This is a genomic window from Amycolatopsis sp. NPDC051045, assembly GCF_040682955.1.
In the GTDB taxonomy this organism is placed as follows: Bacteria; Actinomycetota; Actinomycetes; order Mycobacteriales; family Pseudonocardiaceae; genus Amycolatopsis.
In genome coordinates, this window is sequence record NZ_JBFBCC010000008.1 from 339,087 (window position 1) to 364,070 (window position 24,984).

At 71.9% G+C, this 24,984-nt stretch carries 20 protein-coding genes; 8 read left to right on the top strand and 12 right to left on the bottom strand.

The window, feature by feature from the left end:
* Window positions 1-10 precede the first annotated feature (10 nt).
* From AB0M80_RS21605 to AB0M80_RS21615, 3 genes are read right to left on the bottom strand one after another with little or no spacing between them, the layout of a single operon-like run.
* Window positions 11-898 (bottom strand): aminoglycoside phosphotransferase family protein, encoded by an 888-nt coding sequence (locus tag AB0M80_RS21605; protein ID WP_364567494.1) that lies wholly within the window; start codon window positions 896-898, stop codon window positions 11-13.
* Window positions 883-1,680 carry an SCO1664 family protein gene (locus tag AB0M80_RS21610; RefSeq protein WP_364567497.1) on the bottom strand — a complete coding sequence of 266 codons (798 nt, stop codon included), beginning with the start codon at window positions 1,678-1,680 and terminating at the stop codon, window positions 883-885. The genes AB0M80_RS21605 and AB0M80_RS21610 overlap by 16 nt, the downstream gene beginning before the upstream one ends.
* Before the next feature lie 2 nt (window positions 1,681-1,682).
* A complete protein-coding gene (locus AB0M80_RS21615) occupies window positions 1,683-2,258 on the bottom strand; it encodes a DUF3090 domain-containing protein (RefSeq protein WP_364567499.1) in 576 nt (191 codons plus the stop codon).
* A gap of 77 nt (window positions 2,259-2,335) precedes the next feature.
* Here AB0M80_RS21615 and AB0M80_RS21620 point away from each other — a divergent pair, with 77 nt between their 5' ends.
* From AB0M80_RS21620 to AB0M80_RS21630, 3 genes are read left to right on the top strand one after another with little or no spacing between them, the layout of a single operon-like run.
* Window positions 2,336-4,255, top strand: a complete 1,920-nt coding sequence (locus AB0M80_RS21620; protein ID WP_364567501.1) for a prolyl oligopeptidase family serine peptidase — start codon at window positions 2,336-2,338, stop codon at window positions 4,253-4,255.
* Complete coding sequence (locus AB0M80_RS21625) at window positions 4,252-5,151, top strand: LD-carboxypeptidase (protein WP_364567503.1); 900 nt, start codon at window positions 4,252-4,254, stop codon at window positions 5,149-5,151. Before AB0M80_RS21620 ends, AB0M80_RS21625 begins: the two co-directional genes overlap by 4 nt.
* Window positions 5,148-5,564, top strand: coding sequence for a TIGR03668 family PPOX class F420-dependent oxidoreductase (locus AB0M80_RS21630; RefSeq protein ID WP_364567505.1), 417 nt, complete (start codon window positions 5,148-5,150; stop codon window positions 5,562-5,564). The genes AB0M80_RS21625 and AB0M80_RS21630 overlap by 4 nt, the downstream gene beginning before the upstream one ends.
* 3 nt (window positions 5,565-5,567) lie before the next feature.
* On the opposite strand, the gene mptB is transcribed toward AB0M80_RS21630, so the two are convergent.
* The 5 genes from mptB to AB0M80_RS21655 all read right to left on the bottom strand — a co-directional run bounded on the left by mptB (window position 5,568) and on the right by AB0M80_RS21655 (window position 12,591).
* A complete protein-coding gene (gene mptB, locus AB0M80_RS21635) occupies window positions 5,568-7,103 on the bottom strand; it encodes a polyprenol phosphomannose-dependent alpha 1,6 mannosyltransferase MptB (protein WP_364567508.1) in 1,536 nt (511 codons plus the stop codon).
* A gap of 87 nt (window positions 7,104-7,190) precedes the next feature.
* A complete protein-coding gene (locus AB0M80_RS21640; RefSeq protein WP_364567511.1) occupies window positions 7,191-8,840 on the bottom strand; it encodes an ABC transporter ATP-binding protein in 1,650 nt (549 codons plus the stop codon).
* Window positions 8,837-9,733 (bottom strand): ABC transporter permease, encoded by an 897-nt coding sequence (locus AB0M80_RS21645; RefSeq protein WP_364567514.1) that lies wholly within the window; start codon window positions 9,731-9,733, stop codon window positions 8,837-8,839. The genes AB0M80_RS21640 and AB0M80_RS21645 overlap by 4 nt, the downstream gene beginning before the upstream one ends.
* Entirely contained in the window at window positions 9,730-10,755 is a 1,026-nt protein-coding gene (locus tag AB0M80_RS21650; protein ID WP_364567517.1) for an ABC transporter permease, read from the bottom strand. Before AB0M80_RS21650 ends, AB0M80_RS21645 begins: the two co-directional genes overlap by 4 nt.
* 3 nt (window positions 10,756-10,758) lie before the next feature.
* On the bottom strand, window positions 10,759-12,591 hold the full coding sequence (locus AB0M80_RS21655) for an ABC transporter substrate-binding protein (RefSeq protein ID WP_364567519.1): 1,833 nt from the start codon (window positions 12,589-12,591) through the stop codon (window positions 10,759-10,761).
* Window positions 12,592-12,759: 168 nt separating this feature from the next.
* Here AB0M80_RS21655 and AB0M80_RS21660 point away from each other — a divergent pair, with 168 nt between their 5' ends.
* Window positions 12,760-13,587, top strand: a complete 828-nt coding sequence (locus AB0M80_RS21660) for a M55 family metallopeptidase (RefSeq protein WP_364567521.1) — start codon at window positions 12,760-12,762, stop codon at window positions 13,585-13,587.
* The gene (locus AB0M80_RS21665; protein ID WP_364567524.1) at window positions 13,580-14,878 is read left to right on the top strand and encodes a M20/M25/M40 family metallo-hydrolase; all 1,299 of its coding nucleotides are present in this window, start codon (window positions 13,580-13,582) and stop codon (window positions 14,876-14,878) included. The genes AB0M80_RS21660 and AB0M80_RS21665 overlap by 8 nt, the downstream gene beginning before the upstream one ends.
* Here the strand turns inward: AB0M80_RS21665 and AB0M80_RS21670 are convergent, their stop codons facing one another.
* The gene (locus AB0M80_RS21670) at window positions 14,879-15,841 is read right to left on the bottom strand and encodes a zinc-binding dehydrogenase (RefSeq protein WP_364567527.1); all 963 of its coding nucleotides are present in this window, start codon (window positions 15,839-15,841) and stop codon (window positions 14,879-14,881) included. It abuts the gene before it with no gap.
* Window positions 15,842-15,896: 55 nt separating this feature from the next.
* Between AB0M80_RS21670 and AB0M80_RS21675 the strand changes: the two genes are divergently transcribed.
* Complete coding sequence (locus tag AB0M80_RS21675; protein WP_364567530.1) at window positions 15,897-16,655, top strand: helix-turn-helix transcriptional regulator; 759 nt, start codon at window positions 15,897-15,899, stop codon at window positions 16,653-16,655.
* Here AB0M80_RS21675 and AB0M80_RS21680 read toward each other — a convergent pair.
* Window positions 16,645-17,283, bottom strand: coding sequence for a class I SAM-dependent methyltransferase (locus AB0M80_RS21680; RefSeq protein WP_364567533.1), 639 nt, complete (start codon window positions 17,281-17,283; stop codon window positions 16,645-16,647). The genes AB0M80_RS21675 and AB0M80_RS21680 overlap by 11 nt on opposite strands.
* 42 nt (window positions 17,284-17,325) lie before the next feature.
* On the bottom strand, window positions 17,326-18,957 hold the full coding sequence (locus AB0M80_RS21685) for a tannase/feruloyl esterase family alpha/beta hydrolase (RefSeq protein ID WP_364567535.1): 1,632 nt from the start codon (window positions 18,955-18,957) through the stop codon (window positions 17,326-17,328).
* A 150-nt stretch (window positions 18,958-19,107) separates the two neighbouring features.
* On the opposite strand from AB0M80_RS21685, the gene AB0M80_RS21690 reads away from it, so the two are divergent.
* Complete coding sequence (locus tag AB0M80_RS21690; protein WP_364567537.1) at window positions 19,108-23,424, top strand: GH92 family glycosyl hydrolase; 4,317 nt, start codon at window positions 19,108-19,110, stop codon at window positions 23,422-23,424.
* A gap of 48 nt (window positions 23,425-23,472) precedes the next feature.
* Here the strand turns inward: AB0M80_RS21690 and AB0M80_RS21695 are convergent, their stop codons facing one another.
* Window positions 23,473-24,429 (bottom strand): WYL domain-containing protein, encoded by a 957-nt coding sequence (locus tag AB0M80_RS21695; protein ID WP_364567539.1) that lies wholly within the window; start codon window positions 24,427-24,429, stop codon window positions 23,473-23,475.
* 93 nt (window positions 24,430-24,522) lie between these two features.
* Between AB0M80_RS21695 and AB0M80_RS21700 the strand changes: the two genes are divergently transcribed.
* Complete coding sequence (locus AB0M80_RS21700) at window positions 24,523-24,918, top strand: RidA family protein (RefSeq protein WP_364567646.1); 396 nt, start codon at window positions 24,523-24,525, stop codon at window positions 24,916-24,918.
* Window positions 24,919-24,984: the final 66 nt, after the last annotated feature.

Here is a 24,984-nt window from a genome sequence, read left to right on the forward strand (position 1 = left end):
GCCACGCCGGTCAGCGCGCCAACTCCAGGACGGCGTCGGTGAACGGCGTCCGCTCGCCCCTGCGCAACGGCGCGAGCGCGACCAGCGGGGCCATCGCGACGCACCAGGCCCGGACGCGCTCGGCGTCGAACCCGGTCACGTGCGGGGCGAGCGCGGCGAGGCCGTCGTCGAGCGTGCCGCCCGCCGCCATGGGGAGGAACATCCAGTCGACGACGTCGAGCGCGGGGTCGCCGAGGCCGGGCCGCGGGTCGATCGCCACGATGCCGCGCCCGGGGCCGGCGTCGAGGACGTTGGCCGGGTGCAGGTCGCCGTGGACGAGCGTGACCGGCCCGCTGGTGGCGAGCGCGAGCGCGCGTTCCCGTCCCTTGGCCAGCACTTCGGCACTCAGGTGCGCCGCGGCCGGTGACTCGCGGCGGCGGCGCTCCGACAGCGTGAAGATGAACTCGATGCCCTCGGCCAGCCGCCGGAACCCACGGGGTGGCTCGACGGCGTGGAGCTGGTTCAGCAGGTCGCCGAGCTGGGCCCACGGGACGTCCCGGCCGGTCAGCTGGGTGCCGGGGACGAGGCCTTCCAGCAGGATGGCGTTGGCGTCGAGGTCGGCGTCGAGCACCTGGACGACGCGGGAGCACCCGGCCCAGGCGCTCAGCCCGGTGAATTCGAGCCGGGCGACTTCCGGGTCCGGCGTCAGCTTCAGGACCCGCAGGTCACCGCCGGGGCCGGTGCACAGCAGGGTGCGGCCGGTGTTGCCGGGCCGGGCTTCGCGGACTTCGAGCTGCCACTTCGCGGCCAGCCGGGTGACCAGGTCCGGGAGGGCGTCGCACCAGGGTTCGGCCAGCTGGGGGCCGAAGCGGTCGGCGAGCCGGGCGCGGGCCGGGGCGTCGATCAGAACAGGGGCCACGGGATGGCGCGCCAGTCGTCGCCCGGTTCGGGGAAGATGCCCTCGGCGAGCAGCAGGTCGGTGCGTTCGGCCAGGGCCTGGATCTCGAACTTGGTGATGTGCTCGGAGAGGGTCTTGCCGAGGCTGCCGTCGAGCTCCGAACGCAGCTTGCGCAGCTTCTCGACCGTGTCCGGTGGCACCGGTTCGCCGATCCAGCCCCACAGGACGGTCCGCAGCTTCGGGTCGGTGTGCAGGCAGATGCCGTGGTCGACGCCGTAGACGTGCCCGTCGGCGCCGGCCAGCAGGTGGCCGCCCTTGCGGTCGGTGTTGTTGGCGATGATGTCGAGCACGGCCAGGTCGCGCAGGCCGGGGTGGTCGGCGTGGGCCAGCACCGCCGGTTCGCCGAGCCGGTCGTGGGCGTGCAGGACCACGCGCCAGCCGTCGGGGACCTCGTCCGGGGTGATGACGTCGACGAGGTCGTCTTCGGTGGTTTCGACCCACAGCTGGACCATGCCGGGCCCGAACGGCCCGTCGCGCAGCACGGTCGGCGGGATCGCGCCGATGCCGGCGGCGTCGGCGATGATCGCGGTGGCGACCTCGCGCCCGGCCAGGGTGCCGTCGGGGAAGTCCCACAGGGGCCGCTCCCCCGACACCGGCTTGTACACGACCCGGCCGGTGACGCCGTCGAGCTCGATGGCGCAGAAGAGCGTGACGTTGGAGGCGTCGACGAGCCGGCCCTCGACGTCGATGCGGCCGTGGGTGACGAGCTCGCGGGCCGCGGGGTCGGCCGGGGTGGGCGGCATGGTCAGTCTTCGCCCGCGTCGGTTTCGCGCCGGTAGCCGTTCTGCCGGGGGCAGATGTGCCCGGTCGGGTCGAGCGGCTCCCCGCACAGCGGGCACGGCTTGCGGCCGGCGTTGACGACGCGGTCGGCCCGCTCGGCGAAGGCGCGGGCCGCGGCCGGGGACAGGAAGACGCGGACGGCGTCCGGGCCTTCCTCGGTGTCGTCGAGCACGACCGTTTCGTCGACCTCGCCCTCGGTGATGGCGAGCAGCTCGATGACGACCGCGCTGCTGTCGGCGTCCCAGCCCAGGCCCATGGTGCCGACGCGGAACTCCTCCTCGACCGGGACGGTGAGGGGGTCGAGGTCGACGAGGTCCTCGGGGGCGTCGTCGGGCACGTCGGCGCCGAAGCGGCTGGCGACCTCCTCCAGCAGTGAGCTCAGTCGCTCCGCGAGGACGACGACCTGCTGTTTTTCGATGGTGACGCTGATGGTGCGCACGTCCTCCGACGCCTGGAGGTAGAACGTGCGATCGCCGGGCTCACCGACGGTGCCGGCGACGAACCGATCCGGCTGGCGGAAGACGTGGATTACGCGAGACATAGCACTGACGACCCTAGGCCACCGGCGCATGATCGGCATCCGCCGCCCCACCGTTGGCGGGCCGCTAGCCTCGGGGGGTGTCTCGGATCTCCCCGTACGGAACCTGGTCTTCGCCCATCACCGCCGCCGAGGTGGCCGCCGCCGGTGGCGGCCCGCAATGGCTCGACGTCGTCGGGGACGAGGTGTGGTGGGCCGAGGCGCGGCCGGGCGAGCAGGGCCGGGTCGCGCTGGTCCGGGCGGTGCCGGGCGGCACCGAGGACGTGCTGCCGGCGCCGTGGAACGTCCGCAACCGGCTGCACGAGTACGGCGGTCGGCCGTGGACGGTCGCCGGGGGTGCCGTGGTGTTCACGCACTGGGCCGATCAGCGCGTGTACGCGCAGAGCGAAACCGGCGTGGTGCCGCTCACGCCTTCCCCCGCCGAGCCCCAGAGCGTCCGGTACGGCGATCTGCGGGCCGGGCGGCCGGGCGAGGTGTGGGCGGTCCGGGAGCGCAGCACCGGGCCGCGGCCGACCGACGTCGAGCGGGAACTGGTGGCGATCGCCGTGGACGGCGGCGGCGAGCGGGTGCTGGCCGCGAGCCACCGGTTCCTGACGGTGCCGAAGCTGTCGCCGGACGGGCGGCACGCGGCCTGGTTCGGCTGGGACCACCCGCGGATGCCGTGGGACGGCACCGAGCTGTGCGTGGCCGAGGTGGCCGCCGACGGGTCGTTCGGGCCGCACCGGGTGCTCGCCGGCGGCGCGGACGTCGCGGTGTGCCAGGTCGAGTGGGAGACGCCGGCGGCGCTGCTGGCGTTGCTGGACCCGGACGGCTGGTGGAACCTGCACCGGGTCGGCCTGGACGGCTCGGTGGTGCCCCTCGCGCCGGTGGAGCAGGAGCTCGGCGGGCCGTTGTGGAAGGCCGGGTCGCGGTGGTTCGTGCCGCTCGGCGGCGGGCGGCACGCGGTGCTCGCGTCGGGGCGGCTGGCGGTGCTCGACGAGGCGGACAGGTCGGTGACGCCGGTGGCCGACGAGCTGACGGCCTGGTCGAGCACCGGGTTCGCGGCGCTCGGCGACGCGGTCTTCGGCGTCGCGGGCGGCCCGGCTCGGGAGTCCGCCGTGGTGCGGGTTTCCCTCGACGGCACGGTGACTGACCTGACGCCGCAACCGGAGTTGCCCGCGACGTTCCTGCCGGAGCCGCAGGAGCGGGTGTTCACCACCGACGGCGGCGAGACCGTGCCCGTCGTGCTGTACCCGCCGCGGAACCCGGATTTCACCGCACCCGAGGGTGACCGGCCGCCACTGCTGGTGCACGTCCACGGCGGCCCGACCGGGCAGCAGTTCCCGGTGCTGGACCTGGAGATCGCGTACTTCACCAGCCGCGGCATCGGCGTGGCGGCGGTCAACTACGGCGGGTCGACCGGGTTCGGGCGCGCCTACCGCGAGCGGCTGCGCGGGCAGTGGGGCGTGGTGGACGTCGCCGACTGCGTCGCGGTGGCCGAAGCACTGGTGGCGGCCGGGCTGGCCGACGGCGACCGGCTGGGGATCCGCGGCGGCAGCGCGGGCGGGTTCACCGCGGCCGCGTCGCTCACGACGACGAAGACGTACCGGGCGGGCACGGTGATGTTCCCGGTGCTGGACCTGGCCGGCTGGACCGGCACGGAGGGCGACACGCACGACTTCGAGTCGCGCTACCTCGACGGGCTGGTCGGGCCGCTGCCCGAAGCGCGGCAGCGGTACGAGGAGCGTTCGCCGCTGGCGAACACCGGGAGCCTGGCCGGGCCGGTGCTGTTCCAGCAGGGCCTGGAGGACCGGATCTGCCCGCCGGAGCAGGCCGACCGGTTCGTGGCCCGGCTGGCCGGGCGCGGGATCCCGTACGCCTACCAGCGGTTCGCCGGGGAGCAGCACGGGTTCCGGCAGGCTTCGACGATCGTGGCGGCGTTGGAGGCGGAGTTGTCGTTCTACGGTCAGGTGTTCGGCTTCGACACCCCGGGTGTGGCGCGGCTGGAGCTGTCGCGGTGAGGCCGCCGCGGTTGCGGGCCGGCGACACGCTGGCGTTGGTGGCGCCGGCCGGGCCGGTGCCGGCGGACCTGCTGGAGAAGGCATTGCCGGTGCTGCGCGGCTGGGGCGTCGAGGTGCGGGTCGGGCCGTGCGTGCGGGCGGAGCGGGGGGCGCCGCCGTACCTGTCCGGTACCGACGCCGCGCGGGCGGCGGAGTTCACCGAGGCGTGGCTGGACCCCGGGGTGCGGTGCGTGCTGGCGGCGCGTGGCGGTTACGGCGTGCAGCGGATGCTGGACCTGGTGGACTGGGCGGCGCTGCGGGCGGCGGGCCCGAAGGTCCTGGCCGGGTCGAGTGACATCACGGCGCTGCACCGGGCGGTGGACGTCCACCTGGGACTGTCCACTTTGTTCTCGCCGATGCCGGCGAGTGTGCTGTTCGACGACTTCGCGGTCGAGCACCTGCGGCGCTGGCTGTTCGACCCCGAGCGGAACCTGGTGGTCCGCGGCGGGTCGGCGCTGGTGCCGGGCCGGGCTTCGGGGGTGCTGACGGGTGGGAACCTGTCGCTGCTGGCGGCGGGGATCGGGACGCCGGAGCACGGGTCGGCGCGGGATGCGATCGTGCTGCTGGAGGACGTGACGGAGAGCGTGTACCGGCTGGACCGGATGCTGACGCAGCTGCTGCGCAGCGGCTGGTTCGAGGGGGTTCGCGGGATCGTGCTGGGCTCGTGGGCGGCGTGCGGGGACCCTGCGGAAATCCGGGCGCTGATGGTGGACCGGCTGGCGCCGCTGGGGGTGCCGTTGGTCGAGGAGTTCGGGTTCGGGCACGTGGCGTCGTCGCCGACGCTGCCGCTGGGGGTGCCGGTGACCCTCGACGCGGACCTGGGGACGCTGACGTTCGACGCCCCGGCGCTGACATGAGGCTGTCGTCGGCGGAGGCTCGTTCGCGGTTCGCCGCCGCGCGGGTGGCCCGGCTGGCGACGGTGTCGTCGGACGGGGTGCCGCACCTGGTGCCGGTGACGTTCGCGGTCCACGGGGACACGGTGGTGTTCGCGGTGGACCACAAGCCGAAGTCGACGACGTCGCTGCGGCGGCTGCGCAACATCGCGGAGAACCCGGCGGTGTGCTTCCTGACCGACGGCTACGACGAGGACTGGTCGCGGCTGTGGTGGGTCCGCGCGGACGGCGTCGCGCGGGTGCTTCCCGACACCGAGCGCGCCGAACCCGTGTCGTGGCTGGTCGCGAAGTACGAGCAGTACGCGGCGCGGCCGCCGGAGCACGCGGCGGTGGTCACGGACGTGCACACCTGGCGCGGCTGGGCGGGCTCCGGCTGATGGCTAGTGGCGGAGGAACTTCTCCGGGCGGCGCCAGGCGTCGATCAGGGCCAGCGGGTCCGGGCGCAGCAGCGAAGCCGCCGAGTACAGGCTCGCCACCACGACCAGCGCGATGAACCACCAGTCGTACAGGGCCTGCTCGCCCGTCGGGTAGTACACGAGCGTCACGAACACCGACACCGCCACGACCAGTGCCAGGTGGCGCGGCTGCCACTTGAACGCCGAGAGGAGCACGAAGCCCCAGGTCAGGTACCACGGCAGGGTCGGGGGCATGAGGATCGCGACCGCCAGCAGCGAGATCCCGGCCCGGTACACCGCTTCCGTGCCGCCGCCGCGGGCGAGCCACCACTGGCGGATGCCGAAGCCGATCAGCAGCAGCATGCCCGCCGCGCGGGCGACCGTGACGAACGGGGACACCTGGACGTCGACGATCAGGTGGACGAGGTTGTAGAACACCTCGCCGATCCCGGTCGGGATGTTGAGCCAGTTGGCGATGAGCTGGGGGGCCTTGAGCCCGGACCACCAGCCGAGGTTGAGGGAGCCGAGCGAGATCCAGGTGCCCGCGACGAACACCGGGAGGAACAGCCCCACCGAGGCGGCGCCGGCGCGCAGGAAGTTGCGGACCTTCGACTCGCCCGTGAGGTGGTTGGCCCACATCCAGACGATGAACGGCAGCGCGATGGCCGCGGTGGGCTTGATCAGCATGCCGATCGTCACCAGGACGACCGCGAGCACGTGCTTGCGTTCCAGTGCGGCGAGGACGCCGATGGTGAGGAAGGCGAGCATCATCAGGTCGTTGTGCGGGCCGCCGAAGAGGTGGATGACCATCATCGGGCTGGCCACCGCGAGCCACAGCGCGACCGGGAGCTTGCCGCCGAGGTGCTTGACCAGCCGTGGCAGCGCCCACAGCGTCCCGGCGAGGCCGGCGAGCAGCACGACGCGCATCAGGATGACGCCGAGGATCATGTTGTCGCCGGTGGTGGCGACGACGCCCTTCGAAATCAGCAGGAACAGCGGCCCGTACGGGGCCGGGGTGGTCTGCCAGAGCGGGTGGACGTTCTGCACCACGTTCGGCAGCACGTCGAGCTCGGCGGGGCCGTTCGCGTACGGGTCGAGCCCGTAGAGCAGCTGGGCACCTTGGCCGAGGTAGGAGAAAACGTCGCGGGTGAACAGCGGCGGCGAGACCAGCAGCGGCGCCATCCAGCAGCCGGCGGCGACCAGGACCGGGCGGCTGCCGACACGGCCGGCGAGCACGTAGCGGCCCAGCCGGACCCACGCCCAGACGACCATGCCGAAGCCGGTGTAGAGGACGGCGTTGGCGAGCATGCGCCCGTGGCCGTAGCGGACCCACGAGAGGGGGCCGTGGCCGAGCACGGGGTCGGAGATCAGGGTGCCGCCGGCGCCGAGGGCGGCGATCATCAGCAGGGTGCTGCCGACCGTGCCCATCGCGATCGTGCGGTACGGGAATCGCGAGGGCACGCGGAGCCGCTCGGCCAGTCCGGCCGAGGGCGTCTGTGCGGGGTCGGTGGTGGTCGCCATTTCCGTTCGGAGATTACACACTGCGCTCGCGCGGGTTGACCGCAGTGCCGGTTTTTTGGGGGGCACAGTCCGGGGTAGCCGCGCGGGTCAGCGGTCGACGGTCCGGTGCTGGGCGGTACCGCCGGGCAGGGCGGCCAGCAGGGACTTCGTGTATTCGTGGTGCGGGTCGAGCAGAACCTGTTCGACGGTCCCGGTTTCGACGAGCTCGCCGCGGTACATCACGGCGACGCGGTCGGCGATGTTCCAGGCCAGGCCGAGGTCGTGGGTGATCACGAGGGCGGCGAGGCCGAGTTCGCGGCGCAACCGCAGCAGCAGGGCCAGGATTTCGCCGCGGACGGAGGCGTCGAGCGAGGCGACCGGCTCGTCGGCCACCACCACCGACGGTGCGAGCGCCAGTGCCCCGGCGATGACGACGCGCTGGCGCTGGCCGCCGGAGAGCTGGTGCGGGAGCCGGTCGGCGTACTTCTCGGCGGGCCGCAGCTCGGCGGCTTCCAGTGCCCGGTGGACGACGTCCCGCTCGTCGGCGAGCTTGTGGATGCGGGGGCCTTCGGCGACGGCTTCGTACACGGTGTGGGCCGGGTTCAGCGCACTCGTGGGGTCCTGCAGGACGAGCTGGACCTGGCGGCGGTAGGCCTTGAGCCCGGCGCCGCCGGCGGGGACGGGCTTCCCGGCGTAGCGGACCACCCCGGAGTCGGGTTTCTGGAGGCCGAGCAGGGTGCGGGCGAGAGTGGTCTTGCCGGAGCCGGACTGGCCGACCAGGGCGACGATCTCGTCGCGGGACACCGTGAGGTCGACCCCGGCGACGGCGTCGATGCGCTTGCCGGTGCGGTCGCGGAAGGACACGCGCAGGTTTTCCGCGGCCAGCAGCGGCTCCCCGCTCGGAACGCGGTCCTCGGGTTCGGGTGGCAGGGGGGTGCTGGTGGCGGGGGCGAAGCGGGACACCGGGTCGCCGACGGTGGGGAACGCCGCGGCCAGCGCCCGGGTGTGTTCGTGCTTCGGCGACCCCATGACGTCGGCGCTGGGGCCTTCTTCGACGATCTGCCCGTCGTACATCACCGCGATGCGCTCGCAGGTGGCGGCGAGCACGGACAGGTCGTGGCTGATCATGATCAGCCCGATGTCCTGCTCGGCGACCAGCCGCGAGAGCAGGGCCAGGACCTGGGCCTGGACGATGACGTCGAGGGCCGTGGTGGGCTCGTCGGCGATGATCAGCCGGGGTGAGCAGGCCAGGGCCATGGCGATCATGACGCGCTGCTTCTGCCCGCCGGAGAGCTCGTGGGGGTAGGCGCCGGCCCGGCTCGGGGGCAGGTCGACCTGGGTGAGCAGTTCGGCGACGCGGGCGTCGACCGCGGCGTCGGTGAGGGCCTTGCCCTCGGGCGGGTGCAGCCGGAGGGGTTCGGCGATCTGCTCGCCGATCTTGCGGACCGGGTTGAGCGCGTGCATGGCGCCCTGGAACACCACGGACGCCTCGGCCCAGCGGAGCGCGCGCAGGCGCCCCCACTTCATGGCGGTGACGTCTTCGCCGTCGAGGAGGATCTCGCCGGTGATCTTCGCGGTGCCCGGCAGGAGCCGCAGGACGCTCATCGCGACGGTGGACTTGCCGGACCCGGATTCGCCGGCGACGCCGAGGGTGCCACCGGGGTCGAGGGTGAGGTCGACGCCGCGCACGGCGGTGACGTCCTGGTCGCCCACGCGGTAGGTGACGGCCAGGTCCTTGAGCTGCAGCAGCGGGGTCACTTCTTCAACCTCGGGTTGAACACGGTCTCCAGTCCCCGGCCGACCAGGGTGAAGAAGAGGACGACGAGCACGATGGCGATGCCCGGCGGGAGGACGTTCCACCAGGCGCCGCGGCTGATCGCGCCGTCGTTGAGCGCGCTTTGCAGCACCAGGCCCCAGGTGACCGAGTTGGGGTCGCCGACGCCGAGGAACGACAGGGTCGCGTCGGCGATGACGGCGTTGCCGACCACCAGGGTGGTGTTGGCCAGCACCAGCGGCATCACGCCGGGCAGGACGTGCCTGCCGATGATGTGGAGGTGCCCGCCGCCGAGTGCGTGGGCGCGCTCGATGTAAGGGCGGCTCTCGATGGTCAGCGTCTGGGCCCGGACCAGCCGGGCGGTGCTGGGCCACGCGGTCAGGCCGATGGCGAGGATGATCGTGCCGACGCCCTTGGGCAGCACCGCCGAGAGCGCGATCGCGAGGATCAGCGACGGCAGGACCAGGAAGAAGTCGGTGAACCGCAGCAGCGTCCCCGACACCCAGCCGCCGAAGTGCGCGGCGGTGATGCCGATCAGGGTGCCGATGACGACCGACAGCAGGGCCGCGGAGAACCCGACGAGCAGGGAGACGCGGCTGCCCCAGATCGTCATGAGCAGCACCGACCGGCCGAAGTTGTCGGTGCCGAGCCAGAAGTCGGCGTTCGGCGGGGACAGCGGCTGCCCGGTGGCCTTGGTGACGTCGAGGCCGCTCTCGTCGCTGATCAGCGGCAGGAGCAGCGCGACGAGCACGGTGGCGCCGAGCAGGACGAGCCCGATCAGCGCGGCTCGCTGCCCGGCGAACTCCTGCCAGGTCCGGGCGATGGACGCGCGGCGGCGGCTCCACGCGATCTGCCGCGGTGTCTCGGCGGTGGTCATGAGGTACGCACCCTGGGGTCGAGCACGCGGTAGAGCAGTTCCGCGAGCAGGTTCATCAGCACCACCGCGCTCGCCAGCACGGTGAACACGCCCTGCAGGACCGGCAGGTCGGGGCCGTGCAGCGCGTCGTAGGTGAGCTGGCCGAGGCCGGGCCAGCTGAACACGGCTTCGACCGTGACCGCGCCGGCGACGACCGAGCCGATCTGCATGAACACCAGCGTGGTGGTGGGCAGCAGCGCGTTGGGGACGGCGTGGCGGCGGCGGACGAGGTCGTCGCGCAGGCCCTTGGCGCGGGCGGTGGTGAGGTAGTCGGCGTTCATCTCCCCCAGCAGCGACGACCGCATGATCAGCATGTACTGGGCGTAGAACACCGCCAGCAGCGTCACGCACGGCAGCACCAGGTGGTGCAGCACGTCGAGGGTCTGGGAGAAGGCGTCCGGTGCGGCGTCCGGGGAGTGCATGCCGCGGCTGGGGAACAGGCCGTTGGTCACCACGAGCAGCATCAGGCCGAGCCAGAACTGCGGGACCGACCACAGGGTCAGCGCGATCCCGGTCTGGGTGCGGTCGAAGACGCTGTCGCGGCGCCAGGCGGCGCGGATGCCCAGCCACAGCCCGAGGAGCACGGCGAGCACGGTGGCGCTGCCGACGAGCAGGATGGTCGGCCAGAGCCGTTCGCCGATCATGTCGGCGACCGGGCGGCCGTTGTTGAGCAGCCGGGACTCGCCGAGGTCGCCGTGCAGCAGGTTCCAGAAGTACTGGCCGAACTGGACGAAGACGGGCTTGTCGACGCCCATCTTCTCGCGCAGTTCGGCGATCTGCTGGGGGCTGGTGACGCGGTCGCGGGTCATCGCCGCGACCGGGTCGCCCGGCAGCATGCGGAAGAGGAAGAAGAACAGCACGACCACCAGCACGACGCTGATGAGCGCTTCGGCGACCTTCTTGAGCACGAACCGGGCCGTACCGGTCCCGCCGCGGTGCTCGTCGGGGTCGACGAGCACCGCGGCCTGATCGGGCGTGGTCATGTTCTACTCGCGGTCTTCCGCCGTCTTGCCGCGGCGGCTGAACGCGATGCCGCCGCCGACGAGGACCACCACGACGACCGCGCCGATGACGATCCAGAGCACGGTGTTGCCGGATCCGGAGCCGGCGGTGTTCTCGGTGCCGGCCGGCGTGGCGCCGTAGACGCCCCAGTAGCCGGACTGCTCGAGGATCGCGCCCTTGGGCTGCGGCTGGGTGGTGAAGGCCGCGAACTTGTCGGAGCGGTAGGCCTCGAGCGCGTTCTGGTAGTCGAGCACGATGGTCGGGTGCTGGGTGTAGAGCCGGGCTTGGGCCTGCTTGACGTACTCGGCGCGCTTGGCGTCGTCGGTCTCGGTGAGCTGCTTGCGGTAGAGGTCGTCGTACTGGGCGTCGCAGAAGAACGTGTCGGTGCTGCCGCCCTTGCCGTCCGGGGCGGGGCGCGCGGCGCAGGTGTGCAGCGACAGCGCGTAGTCCGGGTCGGGGCTGGTGCCGTAGCCGCCGATGGCGAGGTCGTACTTGCCGACGGCGGTGCGGTCGGACAGCTCGTCGTCGGAGACGAGGTCCTGCTTGACGGTGATGCCGATGTCCTTGAGCCAGCCGGTGACGTACTGGGCGACGCCCTGGTCGTAGCTGCGGTTGGCGTGGCCGGTGAGGCGCAGTTCCAGCTTCGCGCCGCCGGGGGCGGTGCGGACGCCGTCGGGGCCCTTGGCGTAGCCGGCCTGGTCGAGGGTGGCGTTGGCGGCGGCGAGGTCGAACTTGACCTTCTCGCTGTCGCTGGGGTCCCAGTGGTAGTCGGCGTAGATCGCCGGCACGACGCCGCCGCCGACCTGGCCGAGGCCCTTGAGCACCTTGTCCACGATGGACTGCGTGTCGACGGCCTGGGTGATGGCCTTGCGGAGGTTGATGTCCTTCAGGACCGGGTTGCCGTCACCGATCGGGTTGTTCGCGTTGTCGGTGACGCCGAAGTTGATCGACAGCTCGTCGTAGCGGCGGCCGGGCGCGGCGTTGGTGGTGATGCCCTGCTGGCCCTGCAGCGCGGCGAACTGGTTGGGGTTGAGCCGGTTGATGACGTCGACTTCGCCCTGCTTGAGCGCGTTGACCGCGGCCTCGGTGTCCTTGAACTGCAGCAGCTGCAGTTCGTCGATCTTCGGGGCGCCGCGCCAGTAGTCCTTGTTGGCCTTGAACTTGACGTACTCGTTCGGCTTGTACTCGGTGACCTGGAAGGGACCGTCGGAGACGCCGGCGACGGCCAGGTCATCGGTCTTGGGGTCCTTGAGGTCCTTGACCGGCTCCCAGATGTGCTGGGGCACGATCGGCACGTCGAGCAGGTTCATGTTGACCTGCACGGTCTTGGTCTTGATGACCAGCGTGGTGTCGTCGGGCGCGGTGACCGTCTCGAAATTGGCCACGTAGTTGCCGTTGGCGGTGCGGGCGTTCTCGTCGGTGAGCATGCGGTTGAAGGTGAACGCCGCGTCCTTGGCGGTCACCGGCTTGCCGTCGCTCCACTTGACGCCGCTGCGGATCTTGAACGTCCAGGTCAGCTTGTCCGGCGACGGGGTCCAGGACTCGGCGAGCGCGGGCGAGGCCTCGGCCTTCTCGGCGTTCGGGACGGTGAGGAACTCGTAGGTGAACCGGCCGATCTGCGTCGACGCCGACAGCACCGCGGTGAAGGGGTTGAGGTGGTCGATGCCGGTGGTCAGCGCGACCCGCAGCACTTTGCCCTGCTGGGCTTGAGCGGGAACGGCGAGCGGGATCGCCGTCAAGGTCGCGGCCGCGACGACCGCGCCCACTCGGGCGAACCGCCCGGTCCTGCGTTGGAACTGCACCGAAAACCACCCCATCATTCGCTGTGAACCTCCCCAAGGACGAGAAGTAACCACATACCGGGACAACCGCGCAATATGTTGCCGCCTCGGCAGGTGTCCGATCGTTATCGATCGGATTTCGTGACCGAGGGTAATCGGAGCTTCCGTGCCCGGGGCCGGGGCGCCCTGGTTAGAGTGCCCGGCATGCGCATCATGATCTCGGCGGACATGGAGGGCGCCACCGGCGTCACCTGGACCGACGACGTCGTGCCCGGTTCGCCGCAGTGGGACCGCTTCCGGCGGCTGTTCACCGGCGACGTCAACGCCGTGCTGGCCGGGCTGTTCGCGGCCGGGGCCACGGACGTGCTGGTCAACGAGGCGCATTCGTCGCAGCGGAACCTGCTGCTGGAGGACCTCGATCCGCGGGCGCGGATGCTCACCGGGCGGCACAAGCCGCTGTCGATGATGCAGGGCATCGATTCCGGGGTGGATGGTGTGGTGTTCCTCGGCTACCACGCCGGCGCGGGCTTCGACGGGGTGCTTTCCCACACGTACCTGGAGAACCAGATCACCGGGGTGTGGCTGGACGACGTCCCGGCGAGCGAGGGGCGGCTGAACGCGGGCGTGGCCGCGGAGTACGGCGTGCCTGTCCTGCTCGTTTCGGGTGACGACAAAACGTGTGACGACGCGCGTGATTACGCACCGGAGGCGGAGCTCGTCCAGGTGAAGGAGTGCGTGAGCCGGTACGCGGCGATCTGCCTGCCGCCGTCGCGCACGGCGGAGCTGCTGACCGGCGCGGCGGCCGACGCGATGGCGCGCGCGGGCCGGGAGGAACGCCGGGTCGGCGGGCACCGGATCGAGGTGGAGTTCGATGCGAGCCACCTGGCCCAGGCGACGGCGGTGATCCCGACGGTGGAGCAGATCGGGACGCGGCGGGTCGGCTTCGACGCGGTGAACATGACCGAGGCGATGAAGGCGTTCAAGGTCGTCACGGCGATCGCGGCGGGGGCGGTGCAGGGCATCTATGGCTGACGTCGTCGAGCTGTGCGCGGACCTCATCCGGTTCGACACGACCAACCGCGGGGGGAACGACGCCGAAGGCGAGCGGCCGGCCGCGGAGTACGTCGCCGCGTTCCTCGACGGGCTCGGCATCCGGTCCAGGATCCTCGAAGCCGCGCCGGGGCGGGCCAGCGTGATCGCCCGCGTGCCCGGCACCGACCCGTCACTGCCGGCGCTGCTGGTGCAGGGGCACCTGGACGTCGTTCCGGCGGACGGCGCGGACTGGTCGGTGCCGCCGTTCGCCGGCGAGGTGCGCGACGGGTACCTGTGGGGCCGCGGCGCGACCGACATGAAGGACTTCGTGGCGATGGTGCTCGCCGCCCTCGCCGGCGGTGTGCGGCCGCGGCGCGAGCTGGTGCTGGCGTTCGTCGCCGACGAGGAGGACCGCGGGGACTGGGGCGCGCACTGGCTGGTCGCCGAGCACCCGGAGCTGTTCGAGGGCTGCGCGGCGGCGATCAGCGAGTCCGGCGGCTACACCTACCACGTGCCCGCCGCCGACGGCCGGGACGTGCACCTGTACCCGGTCGGGACGGCCGAGCGCGGGACGGCGCACCTGCGCCTGACCGCGCGGGGCCGGGCGGGGCACGGGTCGCGCCCGAACGACGAGAACGCCGTCACCCGGCTGGTGGATGCGTTGCACCGGATCGCCGCGCACCGCTGGCCGGTGTCGCTGACGCCGGCAGTGCGGGCGTTCCTGGAGCGGACCGGTGCGGCGCTGGGTGTCCCCGTGGATCTGTCCGAAAGGGACACTGTGGACGCTGTGGTGGCCGCGCTCGGCCCGGCGGGTGCGCTGGTGGTCCCGACGATCCGCAACAGCACCACCCCGACGATGCTCGAGGCGGGCTACAAGGTGAACGTGATCCCCTCGACGGCGACGGCGCAGATCGACGTGCGGGTGCTGCCGGGGACCGAGGAGCCGTTGTTCGCCGCGCTGGACGAGCTGCTCGGCGAGGGCGTGACGCGCGAGTTCGTCGCGCGCCAGCCGCCGGTGCAGGCGCCGGTGGATTCCCCGTGGTTCGACGCGATGGCCGCGGCGTTGCGGGCGGAGGACCCGGAAGCCGTCGTGGTGCCGTACTGCCTGGGCGGTGGGACGGACGCGAAGGCGTTCGCGCAGCTGGGGATCGACTGCTACGGGTTCGCGCCGTTGTGGCTGCCGAAGGGGTTCCCGTACCGGGCGATGGCGCACGGGGTGGACGAGCGGGTGCCGGTGGAGGGCCTGCACTTCGGCACCCGGGTGCTGTCCCGGTTCCTCGAGAGCTGCTGATCAGGGCAGCACGACGAGCTTCCCGGCGGCCCGGTTCTCTTCCATGTACCGGTGCGCCGCGGCGATGTCGTCCAGGTCGAAGACCTGGTCGAGGTGGGGGCGATGGGTGCCGGCCTCGACTTCGTCGACGATCCGCTGCAGCAGGGCCGTGCTGCCGGTGCGGTCGTTGCTGTGGAAGGCGGTCAGCTTGGTGCCGGACGGGATCTTCGCGATCGGTTCGAAGTCCGGGATGAGCCAGCCGCTGAGCGAGCCGGCCACGCACACCGTGCCGCCCCGGCGGACCAGGCGCAGGGAGTCCGTGGCCGTGGTCGCGCCGACGAGGTCGAGGACGTGGTCGGGGCCTTCGGGCCAGAGCGCCGCCAGTGGTCCGCCGTCGTCGATGAGCACGTGGGCGGCTCCGGCCGCGGTCAGTGCGCCGGCCTTGTCCGGCCGGCGGGTCGTGGCGGCGACCTCGAGCCCGTGGCCGGCCGCGATCGACGCGGCCGCCAGTCCCACCGAGGAGGTGCCGCCGCGGATCAGCAACCGCTCACCCGGCCGGATCCCCAGCGCGTCCAGCGCGCCCTGCGCGGTCAAGTACGTCTCGGGCAGCGCGGCCAGGGTTTCCCAGGACAGGGTGGTGGTGACCGGCATCAGCAGCGAGTTCGGCAGCAACGCGTACTCCGCATAGCCGCCGTCGAACTCCCGGCCCATCTCCCCCATCACCGCCGCGACGGTCGTCCCGTCCGGGATCCGCGGGTCGGTCGAGACAGCCACGGTGCCCACGCATTCGATCCCGAGCACCCGCGGGAACGTCACGGCCGGGGAATGGCCCTGCCGGGTCCTCAGCTCCGACCGGTTCAGGCCGGCGCCCCGCACCCGCACCAGGCTCCAGCCCGGCCGGACCGCCGGGACCGGCAGCTCCCGCAGTTCCAGCACTTCCGGGCCGCCCGCCCGGACACAGACCGCCGCTCGCATCGTCTTCATGCGTCCCACTGTCACCGGCGGGAGCGGTGGCCGGCCACCGGTAGAATGCCAAGCCATGCCCATCGGCCGCCATCCGTCCGTGGTGCGGCTCTGGCCGTCCGGCGGGGTGCACTCGTGGCCGTCGGGCGGGACGAGCCCGGTGCACTCGCATTCCCGCGGGCACCTGGTGTACGCGGCGCGGGGCGTGCTGTCGGTGCACACCGGGCGGGGCACGTCGATCGTGCCGGCCAACCGGGTCGCGTGGACTCCGGCCGGGTTCGGTCACCGGCACCGCGCGCACGGGGACACCGACATGCGGATCGTCTTCCTGCCGGCTTCCCTGGCCCGGCTCGTCCCCGGCCGTCCCGCGGTGTTCACCGCCTCGGACCTGGCCCGCGAGGTGCTGCTCGCCCTCACCGGGCCGCGTGAGTACGACCGCGCCGCGAGCGCTCGCCTCCGCCGGGTCCTGGTCGACGAACTGCGGGAAGCGCCCGAGCAGCCGTTGCAGCTGCCGGAGCCCCGCGACGACCGGCTGCGGGCCCTGGCGCGGGTGCTGTACGAAAAGCCCGGGGACAACACCACCCTCGCGCGGCTGGGGCCGGCGGTCGGAGCCGGCGCCCGCACGCTCAGCCGCCTGTTCCGCGACGAACTCGGCATGACGTTCTACGAGTGGCGCACCCAGCTGCGCATCCACCACGCGCTGGTCCTGCTGGCCGACGGCCACGACACCACCCACGTCGCCCACGCCTGCGGCTGGTCCAACCCCAGCCACTTCATCGCGGCGTTCACGACCGTCGTCGGGACCACGCCCGGCCGTCACCGGGCTAACGGGTGAAGGTGGCCCAGTAGCGGGCGCCCGCGCGAATGGTCTGCAGGCTCACCAGCCGGACGCCGCCCTGGGCGACCGATTCGATCTCGGCGCGGCTGAACGGCCACGGCGGGCCCACCCACGTCTCGACGTCCGTGCTCTCCTCCGCCACCTCGCAGACCAGCGCCGTGCCGCCCGGGGCGAGGAACCCGGCCAGGGACGCCACCGCCGCGGGCCGGAACTCCCGGGGCATCGCCTGGATGTTCATGATCTCCACGACCAGGTCGAACGCCTGGTGCCAGGCACCCGGCGGGTTCAGCAGGTCCGCGACCACGTAGTCCACCCGTGACTCCGGGAACCGGGTGCGGGCGGCCTCGATCGCGGTCGGCGCGACGTCGAACGCCGTCACCGCCCAGCCGGCGGAGGCCAGGTGTTCGGCGTCGTCGCCGAGTGCGCTGCCGACGACCAAGGCGCGGCGGCCCTCGCCGGGGCGCAGCCAGCCGGCCAGTTCCGGGTTCGGCACGTTGCGGGCCCAGGGCAAGTCGGCCTCGCCGCGGGAGGCGGCGGTGTAGAGCTGCTCGAACCACCCGGTGGGGTTGCCCTCGGCGAGGGAGGCTCGGGCGAGTACGCGGTCGGCGGGGTCCGGCGTCGTCATGATCGTGACCTTAGCGACGACGCCGGACCCGGGTGACCGGTTTTACGGCGCGACCGGCCCGGGGATGCGGTACAGCTGCTCCCCTGCCCAGTGGACGACGTCGCGGGTCGGGGCGGCGGGCGGGGCGGGACGGAAGTTGGCCGCGTCGTCGACGCTGCCGGTGCCGTCGTAGACCGCCCGCTGCGGGTAGGCGAACACCGGCCGGGTGCGGGTGACGTTCCCGGCGGTGTCCCGGCCGGTCGCCGTCACCCGGGTGGGCGCGGTGCCGCGTTCGACCCAGCTGACCAGCTCGCGCAACGGGTCGAACTCGGTGAGCGTCGTGCCGCCGCCGCAGTGGTAGAGCGACGGGACCATGAACAGCCGCGCCCAATCCTGCGGACGGCCGTGGGTGAGCCGCTGGTAGTAGTCGAGCGTCCCGGTCGGCGGGATGGCCTGGTCGGCCCAGCCGTGCCAGAGCACGAGCTTGCCGCCGCGCCGCTGGAACGCCGTGAGGTCGAGGCTCATCGCGTTGGAGCGGGCCCCTTCCGGGGTGAGCCGGTCGAATTCCCGCCTGGTGAAGGCGAACGTGTCGACGGTGGAGGTGGGCGCGCCGATCGGGTAGGCGAGGTAGCGGAGGTAGTTGTCGCCTAGATTGCGGGCGAAGGCGGCTCCGCCGGTCTCGGGCACGCCGATGATCCAGCCCGCCCACGCCAGTTCGGATCCCGGCTGCTGGCCGCCGGGGTAGAGCAGCTTGCCGTGTTCGTCGACGGGCGGCGAGTACAGCTTGCGGACCGCGGTGACCTGCGCCGGGGTGAGGCACGCCGGGGTGTCGGGGCCGGTGCAGGCCAGCGTCGCCGGGTCGAAGCGGCAGGCGCGCGGATCGTCGAGCTGGCCGTCGGCGAGCCCGTCGAGGCGGTCGCAGGCGGCGACGACGGCGTCGTGGAGGGCGGGCAGCTTCGCGGCCGTGAGGATCGGCCGGCCGTCGGCGGCGGTGTTCGCCCGCGCGAGCCAGGTCTGGTACACCCCGACGAGCGGGTCCCAGTAGCCCGCGGGCGCGCCGGCGACGATGCCGTCGAAGTCCGCCGGGTACCGCTGGGCCAGCAGGAGGCCTTCGCGGCCGCCGTCGGAGCAGCCGGTGAAGTAGGACTTGCGCGGCGGGGCGCCGTAGAAGGCCTGGATGATCGTCTTCGAGGCGCGGGAGACGACGTGGGGTGCGCGGAAGGCGAAGTCGTCGCGGGCGGCCTGGTCGTTCGCGCCCCAGCTGCCGTCGTCGACGACGAACGGGGTGCTGCCGATGTGCCCGTCGTCGGTGGCGGCGACCGCGACGTCGGCGCCGTGCGGCAGGCCGCAGTCGGCGAATTCCGGCGGGGTGATGGTGCCGCAGAAGCCGCCGCAGCCGTACTGCAGGTAGCGCCCGGCGTAGGTCTTGGTGGGCAGCCGCAGGTCGAAGTGCACGGCGGGTTCGACGTAGCCCTCGACGCCGCAGTATTCGGGGTCGGTGGCGGTCGCGGCGACGACGGCCGCCGAAGTGACGTGGGTGGCGGCGCCCGGGAGGGCGAAGCCGCGGACCAGGTCGGCGCAGGCGGTCACCGGCCGGACGGTGGAGCCGGTCGCGGCGGTGGCGGCCGACGGGGTGAACGTGGTGGTGACGAGCGTGAGTGCGGCGATGGCGGTGAAGATCTTGACTGGTCTCATCGGGCCCCCGTTTTCCGCGTTGTCTGTTTTTGGCCAGGTTTGCCGGGCGGTCTTGACATCGATGTCACCCGCGCGTTTCCCTTCGTTGGCGCCGCCGGTCCCCGCCTGCGCGGCGCTGCTGAATCCGCCACTCCCGAGCTTGGAGCAACGATGCCCCGAAGCGCCAGACCGCCGGTCGCTTTCCTGGTGACCGCCGCCGTGGTCGCCGCCGGCCTGGTCGCCCTCCCCGCGGCCTCGTCCGCCGCCGAAGACGCCCTTCCCCCCGACTTCTCGTCCTCCTTCGAGGCGGGTGACGTCCAGCCGACGTGGACCGACACGGTCGACACCGATGCCGCCGGCAAGCCGCGCGCGTCCGGCATCAACGGCGCGAACGGCACCGCCATCCCCGGCGACATCCGCGGCAAGGTGACCGAGACCAGCGCGAGCAGCGAGAACACCAGCGGCGGCGAGGTGGTGTCGAACCTCTTCGACGGCACCACGGACACGAAGTGGCTCTCCTGGGACCCGACGGCGTCGGCGCAGGTCACGCTGTCGGAAGCCACCTCGATCACGCACTACGCGATCTCCTCGGCCAACGACTTCGACAACCGCGACCCGAGGGACTGGACGCTGCAGGGCTCCAACGACGCCCTGGCCTGGACCGACCTGGACAAGCAGGCCGACCAGGCGTTCACCGCCCGGTTCCAGCAGAAGGACTACCAGCTGGCCGCGCCGAGCGCGCCGTACAAGTTCTTCCGGCTGGACATCACCCGCAACAACGGCGGGCCCATCCTGCAGCTGTCGGAGCTGCTGCTGGCCAACGACGAGCCGGCGCCGCCGCCCCTGCCGAACATGCGCAGCTTCACCGACGCCGGCCCGACCAGCGGGTACACGAACAAGAACCGCGTCGGCTTCACCGGGCTCAAGGCGTTCCGCTACTCGGGCAGCCAGACCGCGGCCGGGCACGGCTGGTCCTACAACAAGGTCTTCGACGTGAACGTCCCGGTCGTGCCCTCGACCGAGCTGTCGTACAAGGTGCAGCCGCAGTTCATCACCGGTGACCTGAAGTACCAGAGCACGAACGTCGCCATCGACCTGGTCTTCACCGACGGCACCCGGCTGCGCGACCTGGGCGCCACCGACCAGTACGGCTTCCCGCTGACGCCGGAGGGCCAGGGCGCTTCGAAGGTGCTCTACACCAACCAGTGGAACCTGGTGCGCTCGGCGATCGGCACGGTCGCCAAGGGCAAGACGATCGACCGGATCCTGGTCGGCTTCGACAACCCGGACGGCCCCGGCTCGTTGCAGGGCTGGCTCGACGACGTGAAGATCTCGGCCACGCCGACCCCGCCGGCCAGCACGCGCCCGACCGACAACGTGCTCACCACGCGCGGCACGATGGCCAACAGCACCTTCTCCCGGGGCAACAACTTCCCGGCCACCGCGGTGCCGCACGGGTTCAACTTCTGGACGCCGGTGACCGACGCCGGGTCGGACAGCTGGCTGTACAACTACAGCACCCAGAACAACGCCGACAACCTCCCGGCCCTGCAGGCGTTCAGCGTCAGCCACGAGCCGAGCCCGTGGATGGGTGACCGGCAGAGCTTCCAGGTGATGCCGTCCGCGGCGGCCGGGGTACCGGACGCCGCACGCGACAAGCGGGCGCTGGCGTTCAAGCACAGCGACGAAACGGCGCGGGCGCACTACTACGGTGTCCAGTTCCAAAACGGGATCAAGACCGAAATCGCCCCGACCGACCACGCCGCGGTCATGCGGTTCGGCTTCCCGGGCGCGGACTCCAGCCTGATCTTCGACAACGTGAACAACTCCGGCGGGCTGACGCTCGACCCGGCGACGGGCACGTTGTCGGGCTTCACCGACGCCAAGAGCGGTCTGTCGGCCGGTGCGGGGCGGATGTTCGTCTACGCCACCTTCGACAAGCCGGTCACCGCGGGCGGGAAGCTCACCGGGCAAGGTCGCGACAACGTCACCGGTTACCTGCGGTTCGCCGCCGGCGCCGACAAGACGGTGACCATGCGGATCGCGACGTCGCTGCTCAGCGTCGAGCAGGCGAGGAAGAACCTGGCGCAGGAGATCGCGCCGACCGCGACCTTCGACACCGTCCGCGACGCCGCCCAGCGGATCTGGGACGACCAGCTGAAGGTGATCGAGGTCGAGGGCGCGTCGAAGGACCAGCTCACGACGCTGTACTCGAACCTGTACCGGCTGTTCCTCTACCCGAACTCCGGGTTCGAGAACACCGGCACGCCCGAGAAGCCGGTCTACCGGTACGCGAGCTTCGTCTCGCCGAAGGCCGGTGCGGACACCCCGACGCAGACGGGGTCGAAGATCGTCGACGGCCAGACCTACGTCAACAACGGGTTCTGGGACACCTACCGCACCACCTGGCCGGCGTACTCGCTGCTCACGCCGGACATGGCCGGGAAGATGGTCGACGGGTTCGTGCAGCAGTACCGCGACGGCGGCTGGATCTCGCGGTGGTCCTCGCCGGGCTACGCCGACCTGATGACCGGCACCAGCGCCGACGTCGCGTTCGCCGACGCCTACCTCAAGGGCGTGAAGAACTTCGACGTCAAGTCGTTCTACGACGCGGCGCTGAAGGATGCGACGGTGACCCCGCCGAACAACGCGGTCGGCCGCAAGGGCGTCGACGAGGGCATGTTCCTCGGCTACGCGCCGAACACCGCCGACCACGGGTTCTCGTGGTCGATCGAGGGCTACGTCAACGACTTCGGCATCGCGAACCTGTCGAAGAAGCTCTACGACGAGGCCCCGGCGAGCGATCCGCGCAAGCAGGAGTACCTGTCCAACTACGAGTACTTCACCAGCCGCGCGCAGCAGTACGTCAACCTGTTCGACCCGGCTGTCGGGTTCTTCCAGGGCCGCGACGCGGCGGGCAAGTTCAGCCGGTCGCCGCAGGACTACGACCCGCGGGTGTGGGGCATCGACTACACCGAGACCAACGGCTGGGGCATGGCGTTCTCCGTGCCGCAGGACGGTCAGGGCCTGGCGAACCTCTACGGCGGCAAGGCGGGGCTGGCGAAGAAGCTGGACGCGTTCTTCGCCGACCAGGAGACCGCGAACTTCCCGGGCTCCTACGGCGGGGTGATCCACGAGATGCGGGAGGCCCGCGACGTCCGGATGGGCCAGCTCGGCCACTCCAACCAGGCCTCGCACCACACGCTCTACATGTACGACTACGCGGGCCAGCCGGCCAAGACGCAGGAGAAGGTCCGCGAGGCGCTCTCCCGGCTCTACACCGGCAGTGAAATCGGCCAGGGCTACGCCGGTGACGAGGACAACGGCGAGCAGTCGGCGTGGTGGACGTTCAGCGCGCTGGGCTTCTACCCGCTGCAGATGGGCAGCCCGAACTACGCGATCGGGTCGCCGCTGTTCAAGAAGGCCACCATCCACCTGGCCGGCGGCAAGGACCTGGTGATCAACGCGCCGAAGAACAGCGCGAAAAACGTCTACGTCCAGGGCGTGAAGGTCAACGGCAAGGCGTACTCCTCGACGTCGCTGCCGCACGAGCTGATCGCGCGCGGCGGGAAGATCGACTTCGACATGGGCCCGAACCCCTCGTCCTGGGGCACCGGCCCGAACGACGCGCCGACGTCGATCACCAAGGGTGACGCCGCCCCGGCGCCGCTGCACGACGAGACCGGCCCCGGCAGGGGCACGCTGTCCACTTCGGACGGCTCGAACGCGGGCGCGCTGGTGGACAACACCTCGCGCACCCAGGCCGCCGTCACCGGCGCCGTGCAGTACCAGCTCAACAACACCGACGAAGCCGTCACGAACTACACGCTGACGTCCCAGACCGGTGCGGGCGATCCGAAGAGCTGGGTGCTGAAGGGCTCCTACGACGGCAAGACCTGGGCCGTGGCCGACCGGCAGACGGACCAGGCGTTCAGCTGGCGGCAGCAGACCCGCGCGTTCAAGGTGGCCGACCCGGCGCACTACGCCTACTACCGGCTCGAAGTGACCGCGACCAGCACCGGCGCCCCGGCGCAGCTGGCCGAGTTCGAGCTGCTGGGCAAGCCGGACGCCGCCTGCACGAAGACGATCACCGGTCCGTCTTCCGGTCCGCTGTCGATCAATTCGGGCACGGTCTGCCTGCAGGACGCGACGGTGTCCGGCCCGGTCACCGTGTCCGGCGGCGCTTCGCTGATCGTCCGCGGCGGCCAGATCAAGGGCCCGCTCGCGGCGACCGGCGCCGGCCAGGTCGTACTCAACCGGACCAAGGTGGGCGGCCCGGTGGCGATCACCGGAGCGACCGGGACGGTGTCGATCGAGCTGACCGACATCGGCGGCCCGGTGGCGCTGACCGGCAACCACGGGCCGGTGCTCACCTCGAGCACCATCGCCGGCCCGCTGGCCTGCGCGGTGAACACCCCGGCGCCGACGGACCACGACCTGCCGAACACGGTCCGCGGCCCGGCCGTCGGACAGTGCACGAAGATGTAGGTCCGCGGTAGTGCGGTGAAGGCCATCCCGGGGTTCCCGGGGTGGCCTTCACCGTTTCCGGGGTTGGTCATCCCCGTAGCGCGCGGCGATCGCCGCCGCTCGCTCGCGCAAGGCCGTGCGCAGCGACTGCGGAGCCATCGCTTCGGCGTCCGTGCCCAGCTGCCACAGCGCCCACTCCGCGTGCCACGCGTCCTGGTAGGTGACCTCCAACCGCAGCCAGCCGTCGGCCTCGAATTCCTCCGCGCGGACCGCCACCGCCGTGCCCAGCAGGTCTTCTCGGCGGGCCGGGCGGACCCGGACCTGCACCGCGAGGTGACCGTCGGCCAGGAAGGCGGCGCAGCGTTGGCGCCAGATGCGGTCCAGGTCGACCTCGTCCGGCCGCTGGGCCGGTTCGCCGAGCGATTCGGCGGCCAGGATCCGCGACAGCCGGTACGTCCGGTCCGCGCCCGCCCTCGTGGCCAGCAGGTACCCGCGGTCGCGCACGGTGACCAGGCCGAGCGGGTCCACCGTGCGCCACTGCGGCTCCTGGCCCGTGGCCGCGTAGTGGAGGCGCAGCCGGCGACCATCGAGGACCGCGCGGCGGACCTCGACCATCGTCGGGCGGTCCACCTCCTCGGCAGCTGAGTGGCGGGAGAGCAGGTCGGTCTCCGGCTCGACGAGAAACCGCCCGGCGGTGGCCAGGTGGGTCGCGGGCAGGGCGTCGGCCACCTTGCGCATGGCCGAGGCCAGCGCCGGGCCGAGGCCGAAAGCGCGCCCGGTGGTCAGCAGGGCGAGGGCTTCGTCGTGGTTCAGCCCGGTGAGCTCGGTCCGGAAGCCGGGCAGCAGCGCGAACCCGCCGTGGCGGCCGCGTTCGGCGTAGACGGGGACACCCGCCGCCGACAACGCGTCGATGTCGCGCAGCACCGTGCGGGTGGACACCTCCAGCTCGCGGGCCAGCGCCTCCGCGGTCGACCGGCCGCGCTGCCGGAGCAGCAGCACCAGGGAGACCAGCCGGTCGGCACGCACCTCGAGACCGTAGCGAATACCCGACAGAGGATGTCGTGATTCGCCGGAAAGCTCCTCCGTGCAGCAATCGCAACGAACGGAGCTGATGTGGCACTGGAACGAACGGCGGTCAACCCGGTGACGTGGTCACTGGAGCTGGGCTTCAACCAGGGGGAGGTCGTCTCGGGGCAGACCCGCACCCTGTACTGCTCCGGACAGACGTCGATGGACGCCGAGGGCAAGCCCCAGCACGAGGGGGACATCGCCGCCCAGCTCGCGTTGAGCCTGGACAACCTGGAGGCCGTGCTCGCCGAGGCCGGCATGTCCTTGGCGAACCTCGTCCGGCTCAACGTCTACACCACCGACGTCGACCGGCTGTTCCCGCACTACGGCGTGCTGGCCGCGCGGCTGGGCGCGGCCGGGGTGGCCCCGGCCACCACGATGCTCGGGGTGAGCCGGCTGGCGATCCCGGGCCAGCTGGTCGAGCTGGAGGGAACCGCCGTCGTCTAGAAAGGACGCTGCTGCCCGCACCGGTGCGGGCAGCAGCGTTCAACACGCTGCGCCGTTCGGCGGCGG